Genomic DNA, 18132 nt, shown 5'->3' on the forward strand with positions numbered 1-18132 from the left:
TTCCTATAGGTTATTCACCGTCCAGACCACGGATCGGCTTGATGGAGCCCCACTGCCGGCAGGAGGGACATTGCCAGAACAAGGAGTGGGTGGCAAAGCCACACTGGCGGCACTTGTGGGTTGATTTTATTTTGATCTGTTCGCCGACCAACTGCTGTAACAGCTCCAGGCTCTCCTTGGCGGGGCCTGGCTCCGCACTGGCAAGCTGGAAGCCTACCAGCTGGTAGAAACCCTTCATGGAGGGGTGGCGGCGCAACTGCCGCAATACCAGGGCACGAGCCTGGTTCAGGCCATCACGCTCTCCCACCAGCTTGGCTAGCGCCAGTGTGACACTCACCCCTGCGTGATCTTCCACCGCTTTCTCAAGCAACGGGATAAGCTCGGCACTGCGGCCCAGCTTTTCATAACAGTCGCTCAGCAGTGGCATGGCTTCGGAGGCAAAATCGATATCCTGCTCGAAGACGCGCAGCAGTTCGCGGCTCGCCTGCAGGTAATCGCCCTCCTCCATGTCCAGCTTGGCCAAACGCAGGCTGGCTCGAGCGCAATGGGGATTGACCCCCAGTGCCTTCTTCAGACGAGCACGCCCCTCACTCAGGTCACCATCCATCAGTGCCTGCTCAGCCAGTTCGCAATGGAAATGGGAGATGGGCTCGGCCAGCTTCTTGCCGGGGAATTTTTGCAGACGCTGGGCAACCAGAATAGCCTGCTGCCAATCCCGCAGCTGTTGATGAATGATCAGCAACTGGGTGAGCGCCGTCTCCTCGAAATCACCATCCTCGCACAGCTCAACCCAGATGGCTTCAGCCCTGTCGAGCAGACCGGCAGCCAGAAAATCCCGCGCCAGCTCCTGCAGGGCAAGCTGGCGCTGTTCGCGCGTCAGCTCGCGACTGACCAAATTCTGGTGGATCTTGATGGCGCGATCGACCTCCCCACGCTGGCGAAACAGATTGCCGAGGGAGAGATGGGTTTCGATGGTGTCGCTGTCGACTTCAAGCAACTGAATGAAGAGATCGACGGCCTTGTCAGACTCGTCGGAGAGCAAATAGTTAAGGCCCGCCACATACTGGCGGGAAAACTGGTTGCTCTGTTTCTGGGTGTCCTGGCGAACACTCCTGCGCCCCATATACCAGCCGTAACCGGCTGCAATGGGTAACAACAGGAAAAGCAGTTCAAGCATGGAGGAACGTTATTCCTTACCGGACCCCTTGTCCGATGCAGTGGCTAGTTCTAACTGGCGAGATTGCCGACGCACGGTGCGATTCAAAGTGCGATTCTGCAGCTTGAGGCGCAGGAACAAGAGGCCAAAGACCAGCCAGCCAAGCAGGAAGCCGGTACCAAAAAAGAGGCCAAGCAAGAGGGAAAGGGAAAACTCGCCTTGGGCAATCAGATAGTTGAATTGCACCAACTGACCATTCTGTGAGCCAAGGGCCAGGGTGAAGATAAAGACCAACACCAGCGGGATAAGGGCCAAGATACGCTTCATAGGATCTTCCTGTCAGTATCGAAAAAGACCTGATGATTATCCTTAAAATCCACGGCAGACTCTAGAGAGAAAGGGAAAAGACTTTCAGAAACAAGTGAATTGGCACAATTAAAGGGACAAAAACAAAAAAGGCATACTCAGGTATGCCGTTTTCTGCATTATTCAACGAGGTTGACGCGTTCGCGTAACTCTTTACCCGGTTTGAAGTGCGGGACGTATTTACCCGTCAATTCCACCTTGTCGCCAGTCTTGGGATTTCGCCCGACCCGCGGAGCACGATAGTGCAGAGAAAAGCTGCCAAAACCGCGAATTTCAATCCGATCGCCGTTTTGTAAAGTCGATGCCATCTGCTCAAGGATCTCCTTGATAGCGGCCTCAACATCCTTAGCCGGCATATGCATGCGGCTCGCAGCCAGTTGTTCGATGAGGTCTGATTTGGTCATAACGTTAAATCTCCTTCCCCGATCACATGCAATATTCATGACGTCAAAATAAAAAAGGGCGGCGTGATGCCGCCCTTTTCTCGCATCAAGGATTACTCACCCTTGGCTGCTTTGAACGCTTCCATCATAGCATTACTGAACACAACTTCTTCTTGTTGGTTCAGGCTATCGATAGCAACGCGCTCGTCAGCTTCGTCCTTAGCACGGACGGACAGGCTAACGGTGCGGTTCTTACGATCAACGCCCATGAATTTGGCTTCAACTTCGTCACCAACAGACAGAACCAGCGTCGCGTCTTCTACGCGGTCACGGGCTGCATCAGAGGCACGCAGGTAGCCTTCAACGCCGTCAGCCAGTTCGATCACGGCACCTTTGGCATCAACCTCGGTAACCTTACCGATCACAATAGCACCTTTCTTGTTGTCAGCCAGGTACTTGTTGAACGGGTCTTCTTCGATCTGCTTGACACCCAGGGAGATGCGCTCGCGCTCTGGATCCACTTGCAGAACAACGGCTTCGATCTCGTCGCCTTTCTTGAATTCACGCACTGCTTCTTCGCCCTGGTTGTTCCAGGAGATGTCAGACAGGTGAACCAGGCCGTCGATGCCGCCATCCAGACCGATGAAGATACCAAAGTCAGTGATGGACTTGATCTTGCCGGAAACACGGTCGCCTTTGGCGTGAGTTTCGGCAAACAGCTGCCACGGGTTGGATTTGCACTGCTTCAGACCCAGGGAGATACGACGACGTTCTTCGTCGATATCCAGGACCATGACATCTACCAGGTCGCCAACGTTGACAACTTTGGACGGGTGGATGTTTTTGTTGGTCCAATCCATCTCGGAAACGTGTACCAGGCCTTCAACGCCTTCTTCTATTTCAACGAAGCAGCCGTAGTCGGTCAGGTTGGTCACGCGGCCGGACAGACGAGTGGTCTCCGGGTAACGCTTGGCGATAGCAACCCAGGGATCTTCGCCCAGCTGCTTCAGACCCAGGGATACACGGGTACGCTCGCGGTCAAACTTCAGTACCTTGACGGAGATCTCGTCGCCAACGTTGACGATTTCGGAAGGATGCTTAACACGCTTCCACGCCATGTCGGTGATGTGCAGCAGGCCGTCAACACCGCCCAGATCTACGAATGCACCGTAGTCGGTCAGGTTCTTAACGATACCCTTAACTTCTTGACCTTCTTGCAGGTTGGCCAGCAGGCTTTCGCGCTCGGAGGTGTTCTCGGTTTCGATCACGGCACGACGGGAAACCACAACGTTGTTGCGCTTCTGGTCCAGCTTGATGACCTTGAACTCGAGTTCTTTGTTTTCCAGATGAGCGGTGTCACGGATCGGACGCACGTCAACCAGAGAACCCGGCAGGAAGGCACGGATGCCATTCAGTTCAACGGTGAAACCACCCTTGACCTTGCCGTTGATGATACCGATAACGGTAGCTTGCTCTTCGTAAGCCTTCTCAAGCTGCAGCCAGGCTTCGTGGCGCTTGGCTTTTTCGCGGGACAGCTTGGTTTCGCCGAAACCATCTTCGATAGAGTCCAGAGCTACGTCGACAGTGTCACCTACGTTGATTTCCAGCTCGCCCAGGGCGTTCTTGAATTCTTCAGCAGGAATGGCAGACTCGGATTTCAGACCGGCATCAACCAGTACGAAACCGTTCTTGATACCAACGACGGTACCCTTAACGATGGAACCTTGACGGGTTTCAACGGAATTCAGGGACTCTTCAAAGAGTTGAGCAAAAGATTCGATCATTGTTTGTGTCACAAATGAAACATCCACTAGCAATCCGGCACCAGCGGGGTTGTTTGAAATAATCTGCTCCATCCTTGGCGCAGACGACTGATGTCAGCGTGAGCTGACATCATTGAGTTGTTGCTTTGCATAGGATAATACCGTTGCCAGTACTTCCTCTATGGTCAGCGCGGTGGAATCCACCACCAGGGCATCTTCAGCCGCTTTCAGTGGCGCTACGGCGCGATTTCTGTCGCGGTCATCACGTTCCTGAATCTCGGTTAAAAGACGCTCGAAGTTAACATCAAAGCCCTTATCTTGCAACTGCTTATAGCGGCGCTGGGCCCGCTCCTCGGCGCTTGCGTCAAGGAAAATCTTGATCTCTGCTTCGGGGAAAACCACAGTGCCCATGTCGCGGCCATCGGCGATGAGGCCCGGGGTCTGACGAAATGCGCGCTGGCGGCGCAGCAGGGCTTCACGCACTCGCGGGAAAGCGGCAACCTTGCTGGCCGCATTACCCACCGTCTCGGTACGTATGGTGCGGGAGACGTCTTCGCCCTCCAGCACCACCTTCATGTGGCCATTTTCGACCGGAAACTGCACATCCAGATTGGCGGCCAGGGGGACCAGCGCCGCTTCACTCTCGAGCTCCACATCATGATGCAGCGCCGCCAGGGCGAGTACCCGGTAGATGGCACCGGAATCCAGCAGCTGCCAGCCCAGCTGTTCGGCCAGCAGTTGGCACAGGGTGCCTTTACCGGCACCGCTCGGGCCATCGACTGTCATTACGGGGGCCATTTGGGACATAACATATCTCCTGCACTTGATGTTGCGCATCATCCCGGCGGGGATGAGGTAATGGGCGCAGAGTATACCCAAATGTGAGGTCGCTGGCAGTCGCCAACGCACAGTTCCGCGTAAAAGCTGTCGTAACTGAGGTTTTTGTGTACAAAGTTTCTTCTGGGGATTCAGACTCTTCCTGACGGGTTCTGATGGTCGCGGAGCCCGAGGCGCGCTAAACTGATCCCCTTTTTTCGCGTCCTCGTTGTTAAGGAGTACCCCATGAGTAGCATTACTCTCGTGGCCAAATCCAAATTGCCAACCCCTTGGGGCACCTTCACCCTGGTGGGCTTCCAGGAAGTTGGCACAGGTAAAGATCATGCCGCCCTGATGATGGGCGATGTCAGCGGTGATGAACCCGTCCTCGGCCGCATTCATTCCGAGTGTCTCACCGGTGATGCCCTGTTCAGCTTGCGCTGCGACTGCGGTTTTCAGCTGCAGGCCGCGCTGCAGCATATTGCCGAAGCCGGTCGGGGCGTGCTCCTCTATGTGCGCCAGGAAGGGCGGGGGATCGGCCTGCTCAACAAGATCCGCGCCTATCATCTGCAGGATCAAGGCGCCGATACAGTCGAGGCCAATGTGGCCCTGGGCTTTGCTGCGGACATGCGCGATTACACTATCTGCGCCGACATGCTCAAGGCACTCGAGATCAAGAGTCTGCGTCTGATGACCAATAATCCACGCAAGGTCAAGGCGATGGAGAGTTTCGGCATCCCCGTCACCGAGCGGGTGCCACTGCAAGAGGGGCGCAATCCCCACAACGAGTTTTATCTCGCCACCAAGGCGAACAAGCTCGACCACATGCTGAAGAAATAACCCCCCGCTCTTGCACCACGCAATAAAAACGCCTCCGATGGGAGGCGTTTTTATTGCGTGTGAGAAAGCCCGTTACAGCACTTTTTATTTGGCCATCGTCATTGTTAAAGTGCCAGTCCCCGTTAGCGAACCGGCAGATCGATGTTGGCAAACATGGCATCCACGTCGTCACTGGAGCGCATGGCGATGGCCTTCTCGACCACATCTCTGGTCAGATGCGGCGCGAAGCGGGTCATGAAATCATACATGTAGGTGCGCAGGAAGGAGCCCTTGCGAAAACCAATCTTGGTGGTGCTGTGAGCAAAGAGGTGGCTGGCATCCAGCGCCACCAGATCCGTGTCCGTCTGTTTGTCCAGGGCCATGGTGGCCATGACACCGATGCCAACCCCGAGGCGAACATAGGTCTTGATCACATCGGCATCCGTGGCGGTGAAGACAATATTTGGCTCGAAACCGGCGCGGTTAAAGGCGGTATCGAGCTCGGATCGGCCGGTAAAACCAAACACATAGGTGACCAGGGGATAGTGTGCAATATCGGCGATGGAGATCTTGCTCACCTGGGTCAGCGGATGACCACGAGGCACTATCACGCTGCGGTTCCAGTGATAGCAGGGCAGCATGATGAGATCTTCATAGAGGTGCAGCGCCTCGGTGGCGATGGCAAAATCCGCCAACCCTTTCACCACGGCCTCACTGATCTGGGTCGGGGTGCCCTGATGCATGTGCAAGGAGACCTTGGGGAAACGCTTGATAAAGCCCTTGATCACATCAGGCAGGGCATAACGGGCCTGGGTGTGAGTGGTGGCAATGTGCAAGGTCCCCTGCTCGGGGTGAGTATGCTGGCTCGCCACCGACTTGATGCCCTCCACCTTGCCAAGGATCTCGTTAGCAATCTTGATCACGTCCCGCCCGGCCGGCGTGATCTGGGTCAGATGCTTGCCGCTGCGTTCAAATATCTGAATTCCCAGCTCATCTTCGAGCATGCGAACCTGCTTGCTGATCCCCGGTTGAGAGGTATACAGGCTCTCCGCCGTCGCCGACACGTTCAATCTGTGGTTGGCAACTTCCACGATATAGCGCAACTGTTGGAGTTTCATGGTGTTAGGCTCTAAAGACGACTTCAACTAATACTAACAAACTTTTAGTTATTAGCCTTCGTTTCTGTCATGGGCTGTGACAGCAGGAAATCTCGCAGGGCCCGATTGGCCAGAGAGAGGGGATCCCCCCGCCGCCAGGCGACGCAGAGATCCAGAAAAATGGGCGGCTCGAAGGCAATCCCCTCCAGCTCAGCGTCCTCTTCTACCACCATGCGCAGAAAGGTACTCACCGCAAAGCCCTGGCGCACCACCGCCTTGAGCAGGGGGATGAGATTGCTCTCGAATGCGATATTGGGTTCTATGCCGAGCCCCTGGGCGAGCGCCTCCATGTGCTCCCTGTGATAGAAGCCACGGCGAAACACCGCCAGCTCCTGTTGAAAGTACTCGGCCAGGGTGACACTCGGAGCCCCATGCAAGGGGTGATCCTGACCCACCACCATCAGCATCTCCTCGCGCAGCAGCTGTCCCCCCTCCAGGGCGGGCGGCAGATCGCTGGTGATCAAGATGGCCAAATCCAGCTCCCCCGCCACCATACGGCTGAGCAGCTCCCGGGTCCCCGCCTCCTCCACTCGGATCTTGAGACCAGGATACTGGTGCTTGAAGGCCATCAGAATGGGCGGGAAATAGTAAGAGCCCATCATGTAGGGAATGCCGATGCGCACCTCCCCTCGCTCCAATCCCTTGAGCTCGGCCATTTCGGCCTCGGCCTGATGCATCTGCAACAGCAGACGCTCGGCATGACGACAGAGCACCTCCCCCTCAGGGGTGAGTCGCACCGACTTGTCCTGGCGATCGAACAGACGCAGCGCCAATGCCTGCTCCAGCTTGGCAATGGCCATGCTGACCGCAGGTTGCGCCACATGCAGTTGCTGGGCGGCCCGGGTGAAGGAGCCAGTATCCCGCACCGCCAGCAGATAGCCGAGCTGCTTGAGGTCCATATCAATTCTCGTTATGAGTTGGATAACTTAAATATATTATATTTATAGAAGGCGACCCACTAATCTAGGGAAAACCTTGGAGTCTCCCCATGATCGAAGTAGGAAGTCGCGAGTGGCTGCGCGCCACCCTGGCCCTGAGCCTGGGCTCATTTCTGGTGTTTCTGAATCTCTACCAGACCCATCCCCTGCTCCCCATGCTGGCGAACTCGTTCTCCATCAGCTCCCTTTACTCCAGTTGGACCCTGGCGGGCTGCACCGCCGGGCTCGCCTTCGCCCTGCTGGTCTGTGCCCGCCTTGCCGACCGTTTCGGCCGCCGCCGAGTCATGTTGTGGACCCTGGCCGGTGCCATTGCCCTCTCTCTGATCGCAAGCGGTGTCGAGCAATTTGAATCCCTTGTCCTGCTGCGGATCCTGCAAGGCATGCTGCTGGCCGGGCTGCCAGCCACCGCCATCGCCTACATGGGGGAGGAGTTCAATCGCCGTGCCCTCATCTCGGCAGTGGGGATCTACATCGCCGCCAACTCCCTGGGAGGCATTGCCGGTCGGGTGCTCGGCGGCCTGTTGGCTGGCTGGTTTGACAGTTGGCACGCCACGTTTCTGGGCATAGGCGTCATCAGCGTGCTGCTCTTTCCCCTGGTGGTGTGGTTGCTACCGGTTCAGCGCAACTTCACCCCGGCCCTCGCCACGCCCGGCCAGCTCAGGCAGGCGCTAGGAAGCCACTTGCGCAATCCCTTGCTAGTCGGCGCCTACCTCATCGGCGGCCTCAACTTTCTGGTGTTCCTCAATCAGTTCAGTTACCTCACCTTTTTGCTCTCGGCCGAGCCTTTCGCCCTGCCGCCCCAGTGGCTCGGCATGCTGTTCCTGACCTATCTATCGGGCACCCTGGCCTCCTCCATCAGCGGCCGCTGCGCCCAACGAGTCGGGGCAGAACAGCTGTTGCTGGTGGGGATCGCCTTGATGGCGCTGGGGGGCCTGCTGCTGCTCGGCCAGACGCTGGCGTTTATTCTCGGGGGCTTGCTGGTGTCGAGCTTTGGTTTCTTCCTCGCCCACGCCTGTGCCAGCGCCTGGGTCGGTCAGCATGTGGAGCACAACCGGGCACTGGCCTCTTCACTCTATCTGGTTGCCTACTACCTGGGGGCGAGCCTGGGGGGCTTCTATCTGCATCCCTTCTGGGAGCAAGGGCAGTTGCCGGGTCTGGTCTTGGGAATAGAGCTGGTGCTGCTGGTAACGGCTGGCCTCTCGTTATGGCTGGCTCGCCAGAAGGCCCATCGCGATCAGCCATTGACCATTTGAATTGACAGGCCTCAATCTTGCTGCGTGAAGTAATCCTTCGGCACCGGCACCACGGCCGCCGTGCCAATCTCCTCTTCGATGACAGCTTCGAGGGAGCGCAGGTGGAACTTCACCTGCCCCGAGCCGAGCATCAGTCCCACATCCGGATTGCGACTGTCCCCCATGTTGCCCGTCTTGAAGGCAAGCTGGGGATGCGCCGCCACCAGGGCTGGCAGACTCGCCACCACCAGTTCGATATGCTCCAGACCCGCCTGATGATTGCGACCCGGCTTGGGCGCTGCCAGTTCGATGCAGGGCACCTGGGTGTCGATCGCTGCGCCATCTTTGCTGCGCATTTGAATGTGCAGCGGTTGATGCAAACGGTAAGTCGCGATGGGGCGCCCTCCTATCATGCCCTCCACCAGCAGATCGCCTGCATCGGCCAGGCAGTCGCTTAAAAGCAGGTATTCACCCGGGCTGGCCGCGCGATAGCAGAGGTGATCGATCTCCGGTTGGCAGAGATCGATACCGAGCGCGTCCAGCTCCCGCAGCAGACCAATAACAAAAGGGGCCATGGGCCCCAGTTTTTCGTCGAGGAGATGGGTCATGTCACCACTTCTTCTTGGGTTGGAACAGGATGTCGAGTTCATCGGTCTCTTTATCCTTGATGTTTTGCAGCTCGGACTCACTCTGCTGGGCCAGGTGTTCATCCAGCGATTGCAGCCCCTGACGCATGTCCTCCTCCCGGGCCAACAAATAGGCATCCTTGTCGCCGATATTGCTCACCGCCGCCAGCCCCTTGGTGAACAGCTGGCGGCAGGTTCCATACTGCCCCTGGATCTGGGCATCCATGGCCCGTTTGAGCAGGTTGGCGATGTTGATCTTGAGCTGCATCAGTTCGAGGCGGCGATCTTCCTGGGCAAAGCCCTGAGGATCTATCTTGCCCTTGTTGTGTTCGACCCGCAGCACGGCGCGCATCTTCTTGACCAGTTGCAGCATCTGGATCGCCTGGCGATCGGATTCCGGCGTCTTGAAGTGGCCCTCATCGTGGCTACTGTAGTTCTCCCGCACATTCTTGATCTGGGTCTGCACATCCAAGACACGCTGACGGATCTGAGCGTTCCCCGGCATCACTTGGGCGATGGCGCGGTAAGCGTCCAGGATCCTGTGCTGGAGCAGTAACACCAGATTCTTGGAGAAAGGCACCAGGTTGACGTTGAGCAGCACCTCTTCGGTCTCATCGGCGATGGACTTGTGCTTGGCAATGGCCTGGCGCTTGTCGGCTTCCGCCTTCTGCTTATATTGCTGCATGACGTTATAGGCGATCACCAGAAACAGAAGCGCGCCGATCGACAGCAATATCAGTGTTAAAATCATAGGCTTTATCCGTTCCTTCCCTATCCAATTGCCTGATCCTACAACAGCTTACCCCAGTACGATAGCCTGCAGGGCTCACAGTCTCACCAAGTCATCATCAAGGAGAGAGCGCCTTTAATATCGTCCGTCGCCGTCAATACTTGAGCCAAACAGGGCAGCTACCCCCACCAACGAGGCCTTACTTGAGGTTAAATCCCTGGGATTGCAGGAAAGCATCCATGAAGGGGCGCGCCTCTTTGCCGAGGGTAGCCTCGATTTGGCTGCTCCAGGTCTGCACCTTGTTGTTGCTGCTGCGAGCCTGATAGTACGCCTGGATCTGGCGATCGTAATCGGCAAGCAGTTCCCTGTCGAGTTGCGCGGGATAACGGTTCTCATGCACCACCATGGCCTGGGGCAGACGAGGCTTCTGCTCGGGTTGCTGCTCGGGGTGACCCAGGCAGAGGCCAAACAGCGGGATCACATGCTTGGGTAGACCGAGCAGTGTCACCACCTCGACGGGGTGGTTGCGAATGCCACCGATATAGACGCCGCCAAGGCCAAGAGACTGAGCGGCCAGCAAGGCGTTTTGCGCCATCAGGGCCCCATCGATGGCACCAATCATCAGCTGCTCCACGAACCCTGTGTAGGCATGCGGCACGATTTGCAGGTGGCGATGAAAATCGGCGCAGAACACCAGAAACTCGGCGGCCTGGGCCACATAAGGCTGGGGCCCCGCCAACTGGGCAAGTTGCTGGCGCAGTGCCATGTCTGTCACCCGTATGATGCTGTTGGCTTGCAGGAAGCTGGAGCTGGCCGCCGCCTGGGCTGCCTGCAATATGAGATCCAGCTGCTCGGCCGCGATGGGATCCGGTGTGAACTGGCGAATAGAGCGATGAGAGAGAATAAGATCTATGGTCTGGTTCATGCTGTCTCCTGATAAGGGTCACACTCTAACCTAAAAAAACAGAGGGCCCCAAGGCCCTCTTTCTATCTATGACTGGCCGAGGACAAACTCCCCCACCGGGCAGTAGAGGATGAAGCGGCTCTCCTCAATGTCGGCCACCGTCATCGGCTTGCCAAACAGGAAACCCTGGAACACGTGGCATCCCTGGGAGCGCAGTGCCACCAGCTCATGCTCCTCCTCCACCCCCTCCGCCATGATGCCAAGCCCCAGACCCGTTGCCATGGCGACAGTGGCGCGGATCACCGGCAGGTTGAGCCCCACCACGAAGGAGCGATCCAGCTTGATGGTGTCGATGGGCAAGCGGTTGAGATAGGCCAGGGAGGAGTAACCCGTGCCAAAATCGTCGATGGCTATCTTGATCCCCTGCTCACTCAGGCGATCCAGAATGCCGATGCAGCCGTTCATGTCGAGCATCAACACGGTTTCAGTCAGCTCTAGGGTCAGCAGATGGGGATCCACCCCATGCTCCTTGAGCGAGGCGGCCACCTGCTCAGGCAGGGAGGGCGCCAGCTGAAAACCGGACAGATTGACCGAGACCGGCACCCGCACTCCAAAGTGACGTTGCCAGTGGGCCATTTGGGCCAGCGCCTTATCCAGTACCCAGCCCCCTATCTCGCGTATGAGCCCCATCTCCTCGGCAAGGGGAATGAACTCCCCCGGGGAGACCTGCCCCAGCACGGGATTATGCCAGCGGATCAACGCCTCGAAGCCGAGCAGTTGCTGGCTGGCGGCATCGACCTGGGGCTGATAGTTGAGGCTCAGCTCCTGGCGGCCTATGGCCTTGGCCAGGAACTGCTTGAGGGTCAGCTTGCGATGCAGGTTCTGCTGCATGCTGGGGGTGAAACGCTGCCAACGCAGCCGTCCCATCTGCTTGGCCTGGTACATGGCCATGTCGGCGCGGGTGATCAGGTTGTCGCCATCATCGGCATCGTCCGGATAGACGGCGATACCGATGCTGCCGCCGATAGTCACCTCGGGCACCCCGCTCAATTGCAGCGGTTTACTCATCTGGGAGAGCATCAGATCCGCCACCTCCTGAGCCCGCTCGCTGCCGCTCGTCAGAGGCACCAGTGCCGTAAACTCATCCCCCCCGAGCCGGGCCAGTTCCACATCGCGCGGACAGACCTGTTTGAGACGACCCGCCACCCGCTCGAGCAGGCGATCGCCGGCCTTGTGACCATAGTTGTCATTGACCAGCTTGAAATTGTCCAGATCCATGAACACCAGGGCGAAGCGGCCCCCCATGCCGCAGTAAGCCTCCAGCGACTTCATCAGACCATAACGGTTGAGCAAGCCGGTCAGGGAGTCATGCCAGGCGAGATGGCGATGCTCCAGCTCTTCGAGCTTGCGATCCGTGATGTCTCGCATGGTGAGCAGCGTCTGCGCCCCCTGCTGGATATGGCGAAACTGGTACTGGAACCAGCGCATGCCCCGCAGGGTGCGGCACTCCCCCTCGGTCACCACCTCATCGAGGCGCGACAACTTATTGAAGAACGCATCGTCATTACCGGAGAAGACCTGCCCAAGGGTATCAATACTGCCCCCGAAGCAGGCGTCGAAGTGGTGATTGCCACTCACCAGCTGACCGTCATCATCGAACAAGCAGGCCAGGGTGTCACCGGTGGCGAGGGAGGATTGCTGATGGAGGCTGTCAGCATCGATCACCGCCTCGGTCATCATCATCAAGCGCCCCGCCAGCTGCACTCCGGACAAACGGAGATAGACCTGCTTCTTGACCCCCTTTGGGGAGAGGCTCCACCACTCGCTGTAACTGCGACCCTGTTGGAAATCACCGAGATAGCGTTGCAGCAGCAGAGCGATGGCATCGGCCATGTCGGCACCAAAATCCCGCGCCTTGAGTTCGGCGAGCGAGCTCGCCTCCCAGATAGCGAGGGCGGCTTCATTTGCCCAAAAAATGCGGTGATGGAGAATGTCATAGACCCAGATAGGTGTGTGCAGCACCTCAAAGCTGTCGAGGGTGCCTTCGTCGAGCGTATTCATCTGTTATGGTGATTCATCAGCTTGTTCCTTGAGAGTGAGGAACGATCGTCCACGGCGCCATATCTGCCTGACTACAACATATCTTGATATGGGGCTTAGACTGAAAATATAGGAAGAGCGGCAAGGTCGTCCTCATATGAAAACACTGCACGTACAACCCATGGTCAGAAGAAACGGACTCACGCTGGTATTGCTCGGGTTAATAGTAACCATTGCCATGATTTCTATACTTTTTTTATTCAGTGAACAACCACTAATCCCTGTCTATTGCGGCCTGCTGACTGGTCTGATGACACTGTTTATCGGCTCATTGAAGCTAAGAGAGCCTCATTTCAGTCTCTCTCTCTGTCACGACTGCTTGCAATATCACCACAAACAGGGTGGGTGGGTTCTCAAATGGGTAAATATCCAACGGATCGATCGACCCCGCATCCATTTGGGCTGGGATCTGGTCGAGATCCCCTACATTGGCTTGCGGATAAAAGATTACGACAGTTTTTTGAACTTGATCACACCTCGACTGGCGGTGGGCATACTCACCGAGCAACGGGCCGTGCTGATGCAGGTGCTGCAGAGCGAGCAGGCCGACTGCCCGACAGGCACCTGCGCCAGCCAGTTCGATGACTTGTTCGAAGAGAGTCACTATCGCTCAGGGGAGGGTCAGGACTACGAGGGGGTGATAGCCATGCTGGCCAACCGCATGACCCGGCTGCGGACACTGATAGGTTACGATCTGCTGGTACCGGTCAGCAGCCTGGATCGGGAGCCCGATGAGTTCGTGCGCCTGTTGCATCAGTACCAACTCGAGTCGAACCTAATCCAGATCAATTAAAGCCGTGATTGCCCTTGCCAAGGAGGGGACCGCTTCTTAAGGTCACTGTTTGACTCGAGTGCCATGCCTCCTATGAAGTTCATCGAAGAGTTCTATTTATTCGTCAAGGTGGTACAGGAGGGGGGCTTCTCCCACGCAGCCAGTGCCCTGGGCATGCCTACCGCCAGCATCAGTCGCCGCATTACTCATCTGGAAGAGGCCCTCGGCTACCCCTTGCTGCACAGATCCACTCGCAAGATCCGCCTCACCGACGAAGGATTGCGCTACTACGAGCGACTCTGTACGCCACTGGCCCAGATCGAGCAGGCAACGGGGGAGATCCAGGGCAAGGAGGCTGACCTGGCTGGCCTTATCCGGCTGGCGGCGCCGGTCGCCCTCTCCAGTACCCTGCTCATCGACATGGTGGCCGACTTCTCCTTGCACCATCCAGAAGTAGAGTTCGACATCTGCCAGACCAATGATCATCAACAGCTGTTCGAAGGCGACAAGGATCTGGTGCTGTTCCATGGCGAACTGCCGCAGACCCTGGCCCATGCCACCCTGCTGGGCCGGGTCGAATACGGCCTCTTTGCCTCTCCCCTCTATTTGGAAAAACGGGGCCAGCCCGCGCACCCACATGCCCTGGCGGATCACGATCTCATCTACTGCTGGCCGCACCAACACTGGCAGCTCAACGACCGGGAAGGGGCGGTTGCCCAGATCCGCACCCGGGCCAAATTGACCGTGAGCCAGACTCAGGCCGCGGTACGGGCAGCCAGCCAGCATCTGGGCATCATCAATGTGCCCCTCCATCTGGCACACCAGGCCTGGCAGGCGGGTCAGCTTCATCCGGTTCTCGCCGACTGGAAAACCGCTAGTCGCCCCTTCTACATGCTGGTGACGCAACCCAATTTTGCCCCGCTGCGTGTTAAGCTGTTTGCCGAGTTTGTCGAAAAGTACTCGGAACGTTACCGGCGGGATCGCTAGCACTCGCCGTTGCCCACCCCAATGTCATGGCAGCTGAGGTGGACGGGCCACACTTATCTTCAGGATTTATAAGAGGGCGGCCCCATGAATGTATTGATCTGTGATGATTCGGGCTTTGCCCGCAAGCAGCTGGCCCGGGCCTTGCCCCAGGAGTGGGCCATCACCCTGCACCAGGCAGCCAATGGCGTGGAAGGGTTGGAGCAGATCCTGATGGGTCATGGCGACCTGGTGTTGCTCGATCTCACCATGCCAGAGATGGATGGCTATGGCGTGCTGGAGACCCTCCAGCGAGAAGGGATCCGCAGCAAGGTGCTGGTAGTCTCGGGGGACATACAACCCGAGGCGCATGCCAGGGTCATGGCCCTGGGCGCACTGGATTTCATCAAGAAACCCGCCTCCCCCGAGACGCTGCAAGCCTTCTTGCAGCAACACGGCTTCTGGCAACCCAAACAGGAGCAGGCCAGTCTCCATAGCGCGACAGTCCCTGTGATGGCCCTGGCCAGCGCCGATGACGCCACGGCGGATGCACCCTCGCAGAGCGAGTTGCAACTGTGCCCCCAAACTCGGGATCTCTATCAGGAGCTGGCCAACGTCGCCATGGGCCAGGCCGCCGCGCTGCTGGCCCGCCTGCTCGACGCCTTCGTCATCCTGCCCATCCCCAACGTCAATGTGCTCGAGGTGTCAGAGTTGCACATGGCCCTCTCTTCTGCCGCCCGCTCGGAGACGCTCTCCGCCCTGTGCCAGGGATTCATCGGGGCCGGTATCGCCGGTGAGGCGCTGCTGCTGTTCCACGATGCCAGTTTCACCGATCTGGCACGGCTGATGAAGCATGAGGGGGAACTCGACAGAGCCGCCGAGCTGGAACTGCTGATGGACACCGCCAACGTGCTGATCGGCGCCTTTCTGCGCGGTTTCAGTGCCCAGCTCGATACCCACTTCAGCCAAGGCCATCCGGTATTACTCGGTCAGCACAGACCCATCCACGAGCTCATCGACACCAACAAAAACCGCTGGCGCCGCACCCTGGCCATCGAGATCAACTACAAGATCCAGGGCTATGGCGTGCAGTGCGATCTGCTGCTGCTGTTCACCGAGGACTCCATCGCCACCATGAATCACAAGGTTCAACACCTGCTCTAGGAGTTCACATGGAAATACGGGAATTTCACTGGCTGATGAACATAGTCCAGAACCTGGATGTGGGCCTGATCGTGCTGGATCGCCAGTTCAAGGTTCAGGTATGGAACGGCTTCATGGAGAGCCATAGCGGCCGTCTGGCCGCCGAGGTGCGTGACCGTGAGCTGTTCACCCTGTTCGAAGAGCTGGACAGGCCCTGGTTCGAGCGCAAGGCCAATCAGGTATTCACCCTCAACAACCGCGCCTTCAGCACCTGGGAACAGCGCCCCTATCTGCTGCGCTTCTCCAACTATCGCCCCATCACGGGGGCGGCGCCCTTCATGTACCAGAACCTGACCCTGGTGCCCCTGGCAGACTTCTGTGGCCAGGTCACCCATATCGGCGTCATGATCTACGACGCCACCGACGAGGCCATCTTGCTCGGCCAGGCCCGCGCCACCCGTTGACCCACTCGGCGACCAGGCGGCCCTGACTTCGTCAAGGGCCAATACGACAGCGCCCCCGCAATGCGAGGGCGCTGTCGTTTCTGGTTGTCACCTCAGGGGGCGTCGGGCTGCTGCTCGGGCGCCGCCTTGACGAAGGCCTGCAAGGGCTCACAGTTGGCGACGATGCGCGCTATGGTGGGATATTCATCCAGGGACATCTGGTAGCGTCGGGCGTTATACACCTGAGGCACCAGCATGCAGTCTGCCAATGTGACCTCGTTGCCGACGCAATAGACGCCGGCCGTGGTCATCAACAGGGGCTCCAGCGCCCGGAAGGTCTCATCAATCCAGTGACGATACCACTCATCCCGGCGATCCTGCCCCAGACCCAGCTCCTGTTCCAGATAGTCGAGCACCCGCAAGTTGTTGAGCGGGTGTACATCGCAGGCAATCATGTTGACTATCTGGCGAACCCGCGCCCTGTCCTGAGCCTTTGAGGGCATCAGGGGGTGAGCGGGATAGGTTTCATCAAGGTACTCCATGATGGCCACCGACTGGCCTATCTCTATCTCATCATCGATGAGAAAGGGCACCAGCCCCTGGGGATTGATGCGTTTGAAGACTTTATCTTTCTGCTCACCCTTGCCCAGGTGAACGGTTTTCTGTTCGTAACTCAATCCTTTGAGTTGCAACACCAGACGTACCCTATAGCTTGCTGACGAGCGCCAATATCCATACAACTGCAACATAGTCTGTCCCTGTCCTGGCGGGCAGGGCATGCCCGCCTTTGCATGTCATTCCGCTTGGGTCACTCGTTGAGATATGGTCCCAAACAGATTCAGTCCATTGCGATCCTGCATCGCGATGGACACTGTATCACCAAAGCGCAGAAAGGGAGTAGTTGCCTGACCCGACTCGATTATCTCCAGCATCCGGCGCTCGGCGAGGCATGCCGAACCGGCGCTGCGATCATAGTTGGAGATGGTGCCGGAGCCGATGATGGTGCCCGCGCCGAGCGGCCTTGTACGCGCCGCATGGGCGATGAGATCATGAAAATCGAAGGTCATGTCCACCCCGGCATCTGGGGCCCCAAACAGAGCGCCATTGAGGTGAGTCCGCAGTGGCAGATGCACCTTGCCATCCGCCCAGGCCTCCCCCAGCTCGTCCGGGGTAATGGCCAGTGGCGAGAAGGCACTGGAGGGCTTGGACTGGAAGAAGCCAAACCCCTTGGCCAGTTCACCCGGAATGAGATTGCGCAGGCTGACATCGTTGACCAGCATCAGCAGCCGAACGTGGCGAGCCGCCTTGCCTTTCGGCGTTCCCATGGGCACATCGTCGGTGACGATGGCGATCTCGGACTCAAAATCGATGCCCCAGGCCTCGTCGGCCATCAGGATGGGGCCACGGGGCGGCAGAAAGCTGTCCGATCCCCCCTGGTACATCAGGGGATCCTGCCAGAAGCTCGCCGGCATCTCGGCCCCGCGCGCCTTGCGCACCAGCTCCACGTGGTTGACATAGGCACTGCCGTCTAGCCATTGATAGGCGCGGGGCAACGGCGAGAGGCAAGCGCCTTCGTCAAAGGGGAACGCACTGGCGCAGGCGCCGTCGGTTTTCCCCTCGTTCAGGGCCTGATAAACCGCTTCGAGACGGGGCGCCAATCTGTGCCACTCATCCAGCGCCCCCTGCAGATTAGGGGCTATCTGTGGTACCTGCACGGCGCGGCCCAGATCGCGACTCACCACCAGCAGGGCACCGTCGCGACGGCCATTATTCAGGGTTGCCAGTTTCATCCTTGTTCCTTTTCTCTCAATGCAAACATGC

At 58.1% G+C, this 18132-nt stretch carries 19 protein-coding genes; 6 read left to right on the forward strand and 13 right to left on the reverse strand.

The window, feature by feature from the left end:
• Window positions 1–10: 10 nt before the first annotated feature.
• The 5 genes from lapB to cmk all read right to left on the reverse strand — a co-directional run bounded on the left by lapB (window position 11) and on the right by cmk (window position 4475).
• The gene (gene lapB, locus M2367_RS10790; RefSeq protein WP_259236676.1) at window positions 11–1177 is read right to left on the reverse strand and encodes a lipopolysaccharide assembly protein LapB; all 1167 of its coding nucleotides are present in this window, start codon (window positions 1175–1177) and stop codon (window positions 11–13) included.
• A 9-nt stretch (window positions 1178–1186) separates the two neighbouring features.
• A complete protein-coding gene (locus M2367_RS10795; protein WP_005908128.1) occupies window positions 1187–1483 on the reverse strand; it encodes a LapA family protein in 297 nt (98 codons plus the stop codon).
• A gap of 158 nt (window positions 1484–1641) precedes the next feature.
• Window positions 1642–1926, reverse strand: coding sequence for an integration host factor subunit beta (ihfB, locus tag M2367_RS10800; RefSeq protein ID WP_005908129.1), 285 nt, complete (start codon window positions 1924–1926; stop codon window positions 1642–1644).
• A gap of 92 nt (window positions 1927–2018) precedes the next feature.
• Window positions 2019–3689 carry a 30S ribosomal protein S1 gene (gene rpsA, locus M2367_RS10805; protein WP_042042919.1) on the reverse strand — a complete coding sequence of 557 codons (1671 nt, stop codon included), beginning with the start codon at window positions 3687–3689 and terminating at the stop codon, window positions 2019–2021.
• A gap of 93 nt (window positions 3690–3782) precedes the next feature.
• The gene (gene cmk / locus M2367_RS10810) at window positions 3783–4475 is read right to left on the reverse strand and encodes a (d)CMP kinase (RefSeq protein WP_042042920.1); all 693 of its coding nucleotides are present in this window, start codon (window positions 4473–4475) and stop codon (window positions 3783–3785) included.
• Window positions 4476–4730: 255 nt separating this feature from the next.
• Between cmk and ribA the strand changes: the two genes are divergently transcribed.
• Entirely contained in the window at window positions 4731–5324 is a 594-nt protein-coding gene (gene ribA, locus M2367_RS10815; RefSeq protein ID WP_042042921.1) for a GTP cyclohydrolase II, read from the forward strand.
• Window positions 5325–5446: 122 nt separating this feature from the next.
• Here the strand turns inward: ribA and cysB are convergent, their stop codons facing one another.
• The gene (gene cysB, locus M2367_RS10820) at window positions 5447–6421 is read right to left on the reverse strand and encodes an HTH-type transcriptional regulator CysB (protein ID WP_042042922.1); all 975 of its coding nucleotides are present in this window, start codon (window positions 6419–6421) and stop codon (window positions 5447–5449) included.
• Between the two features lie 44 nt (window positions 6422–6465).
• Entirely contained in the window at window positions 6466–7359 is an 894-nt protein-coding gene (locus tag M2367_RS10825; protein ID WP_224432726.1) for a LysR family transcriptional regulator, read from the reverse strand.
• 89 nt (window positions 7360–7448) lie between these two features.
• Here M2367_RS10825 and M2367_RS10830 point away from each other — a divergent pair, with 89 nt between their 5' ends.
• On the forward strand, window positions 7449–8651 hold the full coding sequence (locus M2367_RS10830) for an MFS transporter (protein ID WP_224432725.1): 1203 nt from the start codon (window positions 7449–7451) through the stop codon (window positions 8649–8651).
• Window positions 8652–8662: 11 nt separating this feature from the next.
• Here M2367_RS10830 and M2367_RS10835 read toward each other — a convergent pair whose 3' ends face one another.
• The 4 genes from M2367_RS10835 to M2367_RS10850 form a co-directional block, all read right to left on the reverse strand.
• The gene (locus M2367_RS10835; protein ID WP_224432724.1) at window positions 8663–9238 is read right to left on the reverse strand and encodes a VOC family protein; all 576 of its coding nucleotides are present in this window, start codon (window positions 9236–9238) and stop codon (window positions 8663–8665) included.
• Between the two features lies 1 nt (window position 9239).
• Window positions 9240–10007: a hypothetical protein gene (locus M2367_RS10840; protein WP_042043811.1), complete on the reverse strand. Its 768-nt coding sequence runs from the start codon at window positions 10005–10007 to the stop codon at window positions 9240–9242.
• 178 nt (window positions 10008–10185) lie between these two features.
• Window positions 10186–10911 (reverse strand): oxygen-insensitive NADPH nitroreductase, encoded by a 726-nt coding sequence (gene nfsA / locus M2367_RS10845; RefSeq protein WP_224432723.1) that lies wholly within the window; start codon window positions 10909–10911, stop codon window positions 10186–10188.
• A gap of 66 nt (window positions 10912–10977) precedes the next feature.
• Entirely contained in the window at window positions 10978–12951 is a 1974-nt protein-coding gene (locus M2367_RS10850; RefSeq protein ID WP_042043808.1) for a bifunctional diguanylate cyclase/phosphodiesterase, read from the reverse strand.
• A gap of 289 nt (window positions 12952–13240) precedes the next feature.
• Between M2367_RS10850 and M2367_RS10855 the strand changes: the two genes are divergently transcribed.
• From M2367_RS10855 to M2367_RS10870, 4 genes are all read left to right on the forward strand, one after another.
• Window positions 13241–13783, forward strand: coding sequence for a DUF2982 domain-containing protein (locus M2367_RS10855; protein WP_224432721.1), 543 nt, complete (start codon window positions 13241–13243; stop codon window positions 13781–13783).
• 72 nt (window positions 13784–13855) lie between these two features.
• Entirely contained in the window at window positions 13856–14749 is an 894-nt protein-coding gene (locus tag M2367_RS10860; RefSeq protein WP_310504067.1) for a LysR family transcriptional regulator, read from the forward strand.
• An 84-nt stretch (window positions 14750–14833) separates the two neighbouring features.
• Window positions 14834–15889, forward strand: a complete 1056-nt coding sequence (locus tag M2367_RS10865) for a response regulator (protein WP_042043804.1) — start codon at window positions 14834–14836, stop codon at window positions 15887–15889.
• 8 nt (window positions 15890–15897) lie between these two features.
• Window positions 15898–16332 carry a PAS domain-containing protein gene (locus tag M2367_RS10870; RefSeq protein ID WP_224432718.1) on the forward strand — a complete coding sequence of 145 codons (435 nt, stop codon included), beginning with the start codon at window positions 15898–15900 and terminating at the stop codon, window positions 16330–16332.
• 92 nt (window positions 16333–16424) lie between these two features.
• Here M2367_RS10870 and maiA read toward each other — a convergent pair whose 3' ends face one another.
• Together maiA and M2367_RS10880 are read right to left on the reverse strand one after the other, a co-directional pair.
• Window positions 16425–17060 (reverse strand): maleylacetoacetate isomerase, encoded by a 636-nt coding sequence (gene maiA, locus M2367_RS10875; RefSeq protein WP_224432717.1) that lies wholly within the window; start codon window positions 17058–17060, stop codon window positions 16425–16427.
• A gap of 45 nt (window positions 17061–17105) precedes the next feature.
• Window positions 17106–18101, reverse strand: a complete 996-nt coding sequence (locus M2367_RS10880; protein ID WP_224432716.1) for a fumarylacetoacetate hydrolase family protein — start codon at window positions 18099–18101, stop codon at window positions 17106–17108.
• Between the last annotated feature and the right edge of the window lie 31 nt (window positions 18102–18132).

It is taken from the genome of Aeromonas sp. BIGb0445, assembly GCF_024809075.1.
Classification (GTDB): Bacteria; Pseudomonadota; Gammaproteobacteria; order Enterobacterales; family Aeromonadaceae; genus Aeromonas; species Aeromonas rivuli.